We start from the raw sequence: 13080 nt of genomic DNA, 5'->3' as shown, positions 1-13080 counted from the left end.
ACACGGTAATGGGATTTGCTCAGACGAAATCAATGATGTGATACCAAAATGGAATTGTAATCTTATACAGGGGCGGAGTTATACTCCGTCCCTGTTGCATCCCTCCTGCTGCAAAAACACCTGCCATTATAGCAGGTGCCTACTGTCAAAAATATTTTTTTCGTGGGACCACCCATCCATACCTAAGTTTCAGCACCCGACAGCCATTTCAGCTTCAACAGATAGATTGGCAGATAGGCTGCTATGATCATTGGGATAATTAGCTCGAATGGGAATATCATCATCAAAATCAATACAACAGCGATTGGCTTTTTGAGGATGGCACTGGTAAGTGCAGTCGTGATGATGGCAATGGATGTTACGTGATCTATTGGGAAGATCGACGCCATTGCGTACCCTATACTTACCCCTGCGAAAATAATAGGAAATATGTGTCCTCCGCGCCAGCCCGTGGATAGACAAAATTCGGTTAAGAATAACTTTACAATGCCTAATATCAATAATAAATAAATAGACATCTGGGGCCAGTCTGCCGCTAATTCTGTCAGCTCATGCTCCCCTGAAAACATCGTTAGCGGAAGAACCGTTCCTACTAATCCGAGTACTAATCCGCCAATAACCGCTTTGACGATTTTATAATTATCAAGCGGTTTAAGTACCTTATGAAAAATAGATCCAGAAAGCTCGTATAGCTTGGCCAACAATACCCCGATCAGTATCAGCGGGATGATCGCCATGATTTCTTTTCCACCAATACTTGCCGGACCAAAATCAGCTATCGTAAATTTTCTGTTATCGATTTTGGATAAAAATACAAATACGCCAAAGCCAGCAGCCGTCGTTATGGTATACACAAGTGTCTTGATCAACTTGATAAATCTAGGGTCTTTCCAATCCTCGAAGAATGTCGTCACACCAAATAACGGGGATCTGAAAATCATACCAATGGTCGTCTCAACACTGTACTCGATGATGATATCTCCATATTCATTGGCGACTTCTTTTTTCTTCACTCTAGATTTAATAGCATCCCCTGCCCATGTAGTAAGACCGCCTACAATACCAACCAAAGCTGCCTCGGGACCAAGACTGGCTCCAAAAGAAAGAACACAAAGCGCAGTGATCGCACTTTTAAATGTAGAACTATAATCAATCCTTTTGGTTTCCTTGAACTCTGCCATTACTGCTTCCATATTACGCGGGTAATTACCAAAGTACTTCTGACATAATCCCACCAAAATACCTCCGACTAAACACACGATGAAGGTCCAATATGGAACATGAACCACACTCGGTATCGTATCCCATAAAAAGTGAGTCGTTAAAGAGACAACAGCTAAAAAGCTCCATGTCAAAAGCCCAGCAACCCCGCCGATTATGATGCTATTTAGCGTTAAACGACTTAAGCCTAATAATTTCATCTTGTATTTCCCCTCCTTCCGTCAGAGCTCAACCTTGATTGCTGGATTCGTTCGTTTCGAATTGAATAATTATTTGAGTATAGCATAAAATTACTGGTCATCGCCAAACATCGCGCACCAAAAAAAGCAGGGCGATGATTCGTCCCTGCTTCTTGATTGAGTAATGCTATTTAAAAATAAATCCACTATTTTATCCACTCCAACGTAAAGCGGAACTGCGCATCCCCTTCCACCCACATTGGAAAATTGGTTCCCCATACATTGTTATGAAGATTGAAATGCATCCCGCCGTCCAGTGGGGCAAATGTCTGATCGAACTGAAGCAGTCTTGGCTCTCCCGGGCATACTAACGGAGCATCTAAAGTGGTGATCTGCACATGTCCGTCGGTTCCCAAGTATCTTACACCCTCATTCACCGCATGCATATTGCGATTGCCATTCTTCACGACGAACAGCGGAGATACCCACTGCCCCATCTTTCCAAGCTCCCAATGGTTGGGATTATCTATAGCCAAGTTGATCGACATCCAGCCCGCTTCTGGTAATCTGAACGCTTTTTTGTCCTTCCACAGCAGGATGACATCCATAAGGTCACATGATTTCGAAAAGATATATTTCAGTACAAGCTCTTTCGGCGCTCCCGTATCCTTCACAGTGTTGGAAGGCATGGTTAATCTCACGATGACCTGATCCTCTGAGCAAGAGCTGATATGCTGTAAACTTTGTAAAATCGGGGCATGAAGCTGGTGTACCGGCTTAGGAAGAGCAAATTCCATGCCCGGCTTGCCAAAATCGCCTTCTGACCATGGGTGCGTCACTCTTATATTCTCCAAATATTCCTCAAACCAGCGCTCATAATTCGCTTTGCTGAACGTTTCGTACCGGTAAGAACCGATTCTATGCTCGGGATCGACCCAGACTTTGCCTTGAAGATCCTTAAGACCGTTCACCGAACCGTCTGCTGCAAATCGCACGTCAAAGGTGCCTAAGCGATACCACTCACCCACGTTCAGAGACATGCCATCTTCCCCCTGCTGTTGCGGAATATCGCAGCAGCATAGCTTCTGAAGCGCCGACTTGGCCTCATCCTGCAAATGAACAGGCAGTGCATCGATCGCCTGCTGAAGATATCCGCGCTGTTCCTGCCAAGAGCTTTCGAATAAGCTGTAGGATTTAGACGAGGCCCCACCGTTAAATAAGTCCGAGGAGCGCTCATCTAACTCGTCCATGGCAAAAGCACCAATATAATCGTATTTACGTGAAGCGTTCGGCTGCACGCGGTCGATTTGCCGTGCCGACTCAAAATCTGTCAGCGAATAATGTTCAAAGTCAGGAAGGTACTTCTTCTCGTCCATTCCCCACGTATGCTCTGGTATAAGCAGCAGTCGCTCACTAAACCGATAATACGCTTCGCTTTCCATGTCCAGTACACCCGTGTCGATCCAGTGACGTCGTAAGCGAAGAAGCTCCCGATATTGAGATACCTTTAGCGGGTCACTGCCTGCGCCATGAATCCAGCTATCGCCGATTTCATCCTTTATGATCGGAAGCTTGTCCCGTACCGTCAACAGCCGTTCCGCAAAAGCATCCAGCGTCGAGGCTTGGATGACCGCTCCCGGGTATTGCGCTGCCAGACTATCCAATTGAGACTGTATATCTTCAAGGGACGGAGGGCCGCAATTATCGCCCGTATGCGCAAATACAAGCGCATCCTCCAACCCGTCAATTTCTAAAGCTTGGCCATAATTGTCCGCGTAATTGACGATCACTTCAGATCCGTCCGAAGCCTGCCAACGGAATACCGCGGGAACATTTGGCGTTTTGGATGCCGGGTTGACCCCCAAGTGCAAATATTGAATGCCGAATTTCGCCAGATGAGGGACCATCGCAATCGTATGCCCAGGTACATCTGTCATTTTGGCCGCAATCGTCTGTTTCCCAAATTGTTGATCCAATCGGCTGGAAAGCGACAATCCAAATTCAAACAGTGAAGGATCTATAAGCTCCGTATGCGTTGTAAAAGGCAACCCGTGCCATGCAATTCGGCCGTCTTGAATCGCCTGTTCCATCCGAAGACGGTCCGGCGGCGCTGCTGTTCTCAAATATTCATAGATAAGCCAAGATCCTGTCGTCCATATGAAATCACGGCGACCATCCTGATGCATAGCCTGTTCTGACAAATCCAACGCCTTCGGAATGAACTGATTCATATATTGATCTACGACGTTGGCTGCCAAATCTGTAAATCCAATATCCAGATGCGTTTTATAGATAACATGTACGGTCTTGACTGCTGTCTTTGCCATATGCCCCCTCCTCTTATCCTTCCAAATGAATCTATTTATCCTTTAATTGCCCCGCTAGCGATCCCTTGAATAATGTATTTCTGCATAAATAGGTACAAAATGAGAAGCGGCAAAATACTAAGCACCATCATCGGGAAGAATGAAGTCCAGTCCACGGAGAATTGGCCGATATTCCGATACACCTCCAACAGAATAACCCCTTTTTCACGAGATTGCAGGAACAACAGCGGAATATAAAAGTCGTTCCACACGCTTAATGAAGCCAGAATAGCCAGTGTAGCAATAATCGGTGTCAATAAAGGAAATACAATGTTCCAGAATGTGCGCCATGTTCCGCAGCCATCAATCGCCCCAGACTCTTCGAGCTCCATCGGTACCGTCTTGATAAAGTTCTTCATCAGGAAAATATTAAACGGCATTTGAAGAAAAATGTTAATGAGAATAACCCCAAGCAGTGTATCATTTAGTCCGAAGCTTTTAATTAAACGGAACAGCGGGATCGTAGCCACCTGAAACGGGATCATCAGACCAATCAGGAACAGAACAAAGATCCCGTTCGTCAGCTTAGTCTTTCTGCGTTCCAACCCATATGCAGCCATCGATGCCAGCAGTACAATGCCGGCAACGGAAAAGAATGCGATAATGACATTGTTCAGAAGAACTCTCGTATAATTCATCGTATTCCATGCGTTGATATAGGTCGTAAAATCGAGACTCGTTGGTAAGGACAGCGGGGAAGCCGCAGCCTGCTCACCCGTTTTGAAGGTCGTTACAATTAGATAGTACAATGGAATTAGCGTGGCAAGTGCAATTAAAATCATAATAATTTCCAAAAATAATGTATTTCGTTTCTTCTTCGAAAAAACAGAGGAGTGTGCTTTCTTCTGGGGTGATGCCATCGTCATATTCAAAACACTTTATCCTCCCATCTCTTCAGAACTTTAAGCTGTATCAATACGACAATCATGATCATGATCGAGAATACAACTGCGAATGCGGATCCATAACCATATTGTCCCTCGGAAATCCCTTTGGTCATCAGGGTCATCACAATGGTCTCTGTCGAGTGACCCGGTCCACCCTTCGTCATAGAGAAGACAACATCAAATACTTTGAGACCGCCGATCATACTCATGACGGTATTAAACGTAATCGATGGAATAAGCATAGGCAGCGTCATCTTCCAGAATTTCTGCCAGCTGTTCGCTCCGTCAATATTTGCAGCTTCATACATTTCCGTCGATATACTTTGGAGATTAGCCAGATAGATAATCATCGCGTACCCGGTCCATTGCCATACTTGTGTAAAGATGACGGAGAATAACGCAATGTTCGGATCACCAAGGAAGTTAATAGGTCCAAGTCCCATATAACCAAGCAATTGATTGATGAGACCATAATCTGTCGAAGACATTAAGTAGGACCACAAATAACCTACAACCAATGGGCTTAATACGGCCGGTGCAAAAAAAACCATCCGCAATATATTCTTGCTCTTCAATTGCTGGTTCAGTGCAATGGCAAGCGGGATCGCGAGTGCATTTTGAAAAATCGTCATCAGGATGGCATACACCACCGAGTTCCTGATTCCTGTTAGCACATCGGAATCTTGAAATAATCTCGTGAAATTCTCGATGCCAATGAAGCTCATCTTCGGTTTAAATAATGACCAATCTGTAAAACTGTATACGAAGGTTAAAAGAATCGGGAGAATATAAAATATGAAATATCCTATGAATGCCGGTAAAATAAATCCTGTAAATATCAAGTTACGCTTCGTATTTAATCGATTTGTTCCCACGTACCATCCACACCTCTTTTCGATAGAACAGGAGTGTGAACCTCATCAGTACACACTCCTCTCCACATCTCTTACTTTTGAGCTACTTTTCTAAATTCATCTGCTTTTTTATCTGCTTCTGCAAGTACTTGATCAATATCGTTGCTGCCTACAATATAGTTCTGCAATTGCTTGCCAAGCTCGATAATGACGGAGTTCCCCGCAAGCACTCCCCAGTTCGGCCATGGTGCATACACATGTCCTAACTTGAACGCTTCTGCACTATCGGCATATTGTTCTGGAAGATTATTTGTCTGCATCCCTTTCAAGAAGGAGGTACCAAAATTATCTTTAATCAGTGCTTCTTGCGCTTCTGGTGTGGAAGTAAACTCTAATATTTTCAATGCGGCTTCTTTATTTTTACTGCTGCTATTAATGGAGAAGGAGCTGCCTGGACCGCCAATCAACCAGCCTGGACCTGCTTCCTTCCCAGGAATCGGGAACATGCCCAGCTTGATATTCGGGTTCTTCTTCATGATGGATTCATAAGACCAAGGACCCGATTCATACATCGCTGCTTTGCCTGTAGCAAATTCGTTCTCTGCTTGATCATTCTCATAACCGAGCATTTCTTTGGTGACGTTACCGCGCTTAACGGTCTCGCTCCAAATTTTGTAGCCTTCGGTCCAATTTCCGCTTAATTTCTTCGTTCCTTTTCCGAATTCCTCATCAAAATTCTTATTCTCTTCTTTGGAATAAAACTCATTTAATACGACAGCCGTTGCTTGCTTCATCATAGGCTCCCAGCTCTTACCGCCCATGGTTTGCGGCTTGATTCCCGCTGCGCGAAGTTTATCATGGATATCCATCCATTCATCGAAGGTCTTCGGCACACTCAGATTATTCTTCTCGAAGATCTCTTTGTTGTACCAAATCCCCTCGAACCAGGATTGAAGCGGAATGCCGTATACTTTGCCATCAAAGGTAAATGGCTTGAGACCTGTATCATAATACTTCTGTACAAAAGGCTGTCCTGATAAATCTTCTAAGAAACCGGAATAGGCAAACTTGGAATCCGTACCCTCAATAATGTCCGGCCCTTCGCCAGTTGCAAAATAAGTACCTAAAATATTTTCATATTGACCATTCTCTACAAATTGATATTCAATTTCGTATTCTGGGAATTTCGTACGGAGTAGATCCAAATACGTTTTACGCGCATTTTCAGCATTAAATCCCATAATTTTGACTTTAGTTACTGTTTTTTCCCCTGTTTTAGCATTTTCTGCATTCGATGTGCTGCCTTCATTCTTTGCATTACCACAGCCTGTCAAGAAGACGGAAAACATCAGAGACACTAGTGTTAGCATTGTAAGTACCTTTTTCATAAAATCCTCCCCATTTAATAATTCTGTTCTTTGTATATATTCGATAGCGCTTACAAGACCTATTGTATAATAAGAAAAGCGTAACAATTGATACGAAGTTACGCTTTTTCTAACACTATATTATGTTCATGATGGCGCTTACATCAAACCAGCCTTAACCAGCATTCTGTATTCATTTGGCGAGGATCCTGTCGCTTTCTTGAACATCTTGGTGAAGTAGCTCGGATTATCGTAGCCGATCTCCATGGCAATTTCATAGTTTTTCATCGTTGTCTGTACGATGAGTTTCTTGGCCTGCTCCATTCTCAGCTCTGTCACGTAATCCCACACATTCATGCCTGTTTCTTTCTTAAATAAAGAACTAAAATAATTTTTGCTTACGGCAATATATCCGCAAATCGCTTCCAAGGTAATATTCTCGTTATAATGCTTCGCGATATACCATTTCGCCTTATCGATCAGCTGACTGTTCGCGGATTGATTTTCTTTCATTGCAGCAATATCCGCAAGCAGCTGGCTCATAAACCTTTTCAGCTCAATCCATGTTTTATACTGATGTAATTTAGAGGAAGTTATTCCATTTACGTATACGTATGCTTGATCCCATTTCATTTCCCATAACCGTATTTTAAGCTGCATCATCATACTGTAACACAGCTCGTACATTTGCTCCGGTTCCGTTCCCACCGCATCGCTAATATGTTCGAACAACTGATCCAGCAGCATATGGCCTTTGCTCATATTGGACGCCACAATGGCCGCTGTCATCTCATCAATCAAATTCATTTCATTCCAATCCTGATGCGCTTCCTCCCGATGCTGCAGCAGCTTCTCACTATCAAATAGGAATTGATCTGCCAAATAAAATCGCAGCCTTGTCACTTCCACCGTTTCCTGATAGGATTCCCATAGCTGCTCCCAGCTCTGTTTCGCTTTACTCATTCCAATCAAATAATTGGCGTTCTGATTCATCATCTTTAATTTCAATTCTTCTATGATCGTGCCAAATTCCTCTTCTTGAATGATGAGCACCCATTCAGCAGAATGAATCTTAAGTGGTTTATTCCATATCCCCTGCACGTTCATCTCGCGATCTCGAATAAGCTTGACGGACTCCCATAAGAGCTGATCCTCATAGCTGTTCCCTTCAACGCGGATATTCACAACACGGTAGGGCTGCAGCAAATGAGGTAACATCGCCGTGACTCTATTCGACTCTGGCCGCGATTGACTTAACAGAAAGTCTCTTATCAAGGTCTCCTGCTGCATCTCCTGATCCCGCCATACCCGTTCCTTCATTTCCCTTAACCGTTCCACTTCTATCGCGGCATCCCGAAGCAATCCAATAAGCTCTTGTTCATCCACAGGCTTTAATAAGTAACCCATCACACCATACTTCATGGCTTCCACCGCGTAATTAAATTCTCCATAGGCGCTCATGATGATCATTTTCAAGTCAGGATATATGGCATTGGCAGATTTAATAAGCTCTAATCCATCCATCCGCGGCATTCGAATATCGGTGATCAGAATATCCGGTTTCTCTGCTGCAATCAGATCCAAGGCTTGCTGTCCATCCGCAGCCTTTCCGACTATTTGAAGGGATAAAGCTTCCCAATCAATTAAATTCTCCATCATACTCAGTGTCAAAACCTCATCATCAGCCAATAGAACTCTCATGATCTATACCGTCCCCCCTCGGGAAAATAATCGTAATGGTTGTACCGATATTCAATACAGATTCAATCAATACACCATATTGATCTCCATATTTTCGTATAAGCCGCTGGTGAACATTGCTGAGTCCAACACCGCCATCATAATCGCCTTCCACATGATCCAGCAACTCCCGCCGGATGTCCTCTAATTTCTCGAGCGGAATCCCTACGCCGTCATCGGAAATTTCGATTTGAATTCCCTGGGAGCAAGGATGAATTTCGATCTTAAAGCACCCTTGATTGCGATGTTCAAACGCATGGGAATAAATATTCTCTACAATAGGTTGAAGCGTAAATTTCAGGCAGGGTTCTCCAAGCAGTTCCTCATCACAACTAATCTCGCTCGTAAATTGATTCGGGTACCTGAAGTTTTGAATTTCCAAGTAGCTTCGAACATGGTCCAGCTCCTGCTTGATCGTTACCACTTCCTGCATATTGTTGATCGCATAACGAAGCATAAGTCCGATTTGCGTCACCATATTACTGATATCCTTGGTTCTCCCCAGCACCGCCAGCGCCTTAAGGGATTGCAAGGTGTTGTATAAGAAATGAGGGTTAATCTGATTCTGCAGCGCTTTGAGCTCCATATTCTTACTAATCAGCCGATACGAATATACATCCTGGTTCAACTGCTGGATGCTCTGAATCATGTTGTCGATACGCTGACTAAGCTGCTTAACTTCCTCGGTACCACTTGCATCATACAGAACAACATGCAATTGGCCCTGCTCTATTCGTTTCATCTTTTGCATGAGCGTCATCAGCGGTTTCGTAATTTTAGATGAGAGCAAGATCGACGTCAACAGGACTAAGATCAGCGCAATAATGATCGTAACAATGATAATTTTCTGGATCGGACTCATATGACTGAAAATCTCATCCATCGGAATGAATGCCGCAATTTTCCACCCCGTGACGTTGGATGTCTGATACGCAACAGCATATTCTTTATTCTGAATTTTGACGGTCATTCGCCCTTCTTCATTTTCAAATTTTAATTTTTGAATTTCTTGTAAGCTTGATTTGAAATGGGAAGGGACCGGATTCACGGCCTTATTGTCATGATCCAGAATAAACAGGGTGCCTGTTTTCTCCAGCGTAGGCTTATTTAATAGAGCATCCAGATTATCCACCTTCAGATTGAATAAGACCATCGAGTTCATCGCTTCACTCGGTTTGAAAAAATCAACAACAGGTGCAACAGCTGAAATCATCTTTTGATTGCGCGCACTGGCTCCATCTTCGGCGTATAGATAGTAATCTTGCGGATGGACGCCAATGAACTCCACTTTAAAGAGTGGATACTTTTTATTCTCAAACCAAGGCTGATTGTAAAAATTGTAGCTTCTATTAATCGCTTTGCCGACACCCTCGATAATTTGCCCATCCTTATTCAGAATACCGATCTCTTTGATTTGCGGATTAAAATTGAAGACATTCTGCATCAAGCTGACGGTTTCCCGGCTATAGTACAGCTTGCGTTCATAATTGTCAGATGACTGCTCTCTGACTAGACCGATCGTATTGGAGTTCGCTGCGACCAATTCCACCAAGGATTTGATCTGGTTAAAGTAGGTGTCCATACTTATTCGTTTTTCATCAATGATTTTTTGCGTGTACGCATAGATTTCCGTGGTTAGCTTGTCTGACATGAAGCGATAAGTTACGATTCCTAATATCGATAGGACAAACAGGAAAATAACACTAAAGTAAACGACGATTTTTACACGAATCGTATTCAGATTCCATCTGCTGATCACGGTATCACCTGCCTAGAACATATTACATCACATTCTATCAAAATTTATCTGGTACAACTATTACAATATCTCTAACGATTCAGCAAAAAAGCTGTCTTCCCTCGGGAAAACAGCTTCTTCATTGTTTATGCTCAATTTAATCAATTTGCTGGGTGGTGCGCGTTCGCGGTAAGCTAGATTCTCTCACGATGAGTCTTGGCTCGAACTGGATCCGCTCGTACAGGCCTTTTTTCTGCTCATGGATGCGCTGCAATAGAAGCTCTGTCGCCACCTTCGCGACTTCCGACCCCATAATGGAGACGGAGCTAATTTTCGGCGTCGTGATCGTACACAATAGATTGTTATCGATGCCGACGATCGCGATATCTTCCGGCACACGTACACCTAGTTCTTTGAACCGATTCAGCAGCCCAATCGCGACCATATCATTGCCCGCATAGATGGCATCCGGCATATGGGTCAGATTCACGAAATAATCTGCTGCTCTTGCCCCCGTCTGGAGTGAGAAATCATCTCCGAAATAGACCAGCGATCGATCGACTTGATCCAGCGCATCCTCATATGCAAAAAACCGCTCCTCAATGATCTCTTTCGGAGCCCCCGCATAGCCGATTCTCGTCCTGCCGATACTAATCAGATGCTCCATGACAAGCCTGCCTTCTTGCGTGGAGAGACTGACGATATCCGCCTTAATATCTGGCTCTAATTTTTTGCCATAGTTGATAATGGAGATCGGAAGCTTGGCTTTATTAATCAGATCCTTGAGTGTATCCGGATAAGCAAGCGGCAGAATAATAAGCCCGTCTACATGAAGCTTCTTCATATCACGCAGCAGCTCGAGCTCTGACGTTATATTACCTAATGTATTAATCTGAACCACGCGATAGCCATAATGCTTGGCCGCCTGTTCGACCGAATAGGCGATTTCCGGAACAAACGCGTTGCGAATATCCGGTACGGCGAGCGCAATCAGCTTGGTCTGACGCAGCTTCAAGTTCTGCGCATTCGTATTCGGAATGAATCCTAGCTCCTCGACCGCTTCCATCACCTTGGCCTTCGTCTTCGGGCTAATCCCACCCATATTGTTAATCGCTCTCGACACGGTTGCGATCCCAACCCCCGCTCGTGCAGCGACATCCTCGATCGTCACTTTATCTTTACTCAATTCCAGCACGTCCCTACTTATCCGAAATCGTTTCCACAATCGTATGTGTCGTTCATGAATATTTGTATTATAACATAAACGCAATAGAATCAGGTACATGGTCAATTTTGTACGTCAATAACATTTTTAACATTGACAGTTTGACGATTTAGTGACATAGTAGTCATCGGAAACGTTTCCTAAAATTATCTCGTATTTCCGAAAGATAAATATATTTTTTCGTAATTCAACATTTCTAAGGGGATGAACAAGGTGAAAGCACTCAGATGGCATGGCCTCAAAGATTTGCGTGTAGAACACATTGAAGAACCAACGGCTTTACCAGGTAAAGTGAAAATCAAAGTCGAATGGTGCGGCATTTGCGGCAGCGACTTACATGAATATACAGCAGGTCCAATCTTCATTCCTGAGGGTACTCCGCATCCAATCACAGGGGAAAAAGCGCCGATCGTGATGGGCCATGAATTTTCCGGACAAGTCGTCGAGATTGGTGAAGGCGTGTCCAAAGTGAAAGTCGGGGATCGCGTCGTTGTGGAGCCGATCTATGCTTGCGGTACATGTGATGCGTGTAAATCCGGTTACTATAACCTATGCTCCACCATGGGCTTCCTCGGTCTTGCGGGGGGCGGCGGTGGATTCTCCGAATACGTAGCTGCGGAAGAATATATGGTTCACAAAATTCCGGACAGCATTTCCTATGAACAAGGTGCACTGGTAGAACCATCCGCCGTTGCGCTCCATGCCGTGCGTCAGAGCAAACTGAAAGTTGGCGATAAAGCTGTCGTATTCGGCGCGGGCCCTATCGGCTTGCTCGTGATTGAAGCATTGAAAGCCTCTGGCGCAGCCGAGATCTATGCGGTGGAGCTGTCTCCTGAGCGGAAGCAAAAAGCAACGGAGCTTGGCGCCATCGTCATTGACCCGAAAGAGTACGATGTTGTGGAAGAAATCCACAAACGCACAGGCGGCGGAGCAGATGTCGCTTATGAAGTGACCGGGGTCCCTCCTGTCCTTACACAAGCTCTTAATTCCACGAGAATCGGCGGCGAATTGATGATCGTCAGCATTTTCGAGAAAGAAGCATCCATTAAACCAAATAATATTGTCATGATGGAACGCTCAATCAAAGGAATTATCGGTTATCGCAACGTCTTCCCTGCCGTGATCAGCTTGATGGCGCAAGGCTACTTCTCCGCTGAGAAGCTTGTTACGAAACGGATTAAGCTGGATGAGGTTGTTGAAGAAGGGTTTGAAGCGTTGTTGAAAGAAAAGAATCAGGTGAAGATTTTGGTGAAGGCGGAATAAAAAACGAAGCTAGGTTAGTCACAGCCTCGTTCGAAAAAAAGCGTTGTATAAACGGCGAGCGTATCTCTGAGTTCAACAAGAGAATGCTCGCCTATTTTTGTTAGGAACCGATCGTTATGATAGCAGGCTTATAAATTCTTCCTTGTCTAATTTTCAGAAGATTCGTAGTATTGCCAACTTAAAATATCCACTAAATTCCATTATGTTTATATGCAAAATTTTGCATAAATTTATGGTTGA

9 protein-coding genes are annotated in these 13080 nt (G+C 44.1%); 1 reads left to right on the top strand and 8 read right to left on the bottom strand.

What is annotated here, in order from left to right; all coding sequences use genetic code 11:
- Positions 1-182 precede the first annotated feature (182 nt).
- The 8 genes from ACFQZR_RS20025 to ACFQZR_RS19990 form a co-directional block, all read right to left on the bottom strand.
- Complete coding sequence (locus tag ACFQZR_RS20025; protein WP_379349194.1) at positions 183-1421, bottom strand: chloride channel protein; 1239 nt, start codon at positions 1419-1421, stop codon at positions 183-185.
- A gap of 185 nt (positions 1422-1606) precedes the next feature.
- On the bottom strand, positions 1607-3727 hold the full coding sequence (locus ACFQZR_RS20020) for a DUF5054 domain-containing protein (protein ID WP_379349192.1): 2121 nt from the start codon (positions 3725-3727) through the stop codon (positions 1607-1609).
- 35 nt (positions 3728-3762) lie between these two features.
- Positions 3763-4632, bottom strand: coding sequence for a carbohydrate ABC transporter permease (locus tag ACFQZR_RS20015; RefSeq protein WP_379349450.1), 870 nt, complete (start codon positions 4630-4632; stop codon positions 3763-3765).
- Positions 4633-4634: 2 nt separating this feature from the next.
- Positions 4635-5528 carry a carbohydrate ABC transporter permease gene (locus ACFQZR_RS20010; RefSeq protein WP_379349190.1) on the bottom strand — a complete coding sequence of 298 codons (894 nt, stop codon included), beginning with the start codon at positions 5526-5528 and terminating at the stop codon, positions 4635-4637.
- 71 nt (positions 5529-5599) lie between these two features.
- Complete coding sequence (locus ACFQZR_RS20005) at positions 5600-6895, bottom strand: ABC transporter substrate-binding protein (RefSeq protein WP_379349187.1); 1296 nt, start codon at positions 6893-6895, stop codon at positions 5600-5602.
- A gap of 138 nt (positions 6896-7033) precedes the next feature.
- Entirely contained in the window at positions 7034-8575 is a 1542-nt protein-coding gene (locus tag ACFQZR_RS20000; RefSeq protein ID WP_379349185.1) for a response regulator transcription factor, read from the bottom strand.
- Positions 8556-10373, bottom strand: coding sequence for a cache domain-containing sensor histidine kinase (locus ACFQZR_RS19995; RefSeq protein ID WP_379349183.1), 1818 nt, complete (start codon positions 10371-10373; stop codon positions 8556-8558). Before ACFQZR_RS19995 ends, ACFQZR_RS20000 begins: the two co-directional genes overlap by 20 nt.
- A 136-nt stretch (positions 10374-10509) precedes the next feature.
- Positions 10510-11538: a LacI family DNA-binding transcriptional regulator gene (locus ACFQZR_RS19990; RefSeq protein ID WP_379349448.1), complete on the bottom strand. Its 1029-nt coding sequence runs from the start codon at positions 11536-11538 to the stop codon at positions 10510-10512.
- A 252-nt stretch (positions 11539-11790) separates the two neighbouring features.
- On the opposite strand from ACFQZR_RS19990, the gene ACFQZR_RS19985 reads away from it, so the two are divergent.
- Complete coding sequence (locus ACFQZR_RS19985; protein ID WP_379349181.1) at positions 11791-12840, top strand: 2,3-butanediol dehydrogenase; 1050 nt, start codon at positions 11791-11793, stop codon at positions 12838-12840.
- Positions 12841-13080 lie beyond the last annotated feature (240 nt).

Source organism: Paenibacillus sp. GCM10027629, from assembly GCF_042676425.1.
In the GTDB taxonomy this organism is placed as follows: domain Bacteria; phylum Bacillota; class Bacilli; order Paenibacillales; family Paenibacillaceae; genus Paenibacillus_K; species Paenibacillus_K terrigena.
This window is presented reverse-complemented; position numbering and strand designations above follow the sequence as displayed.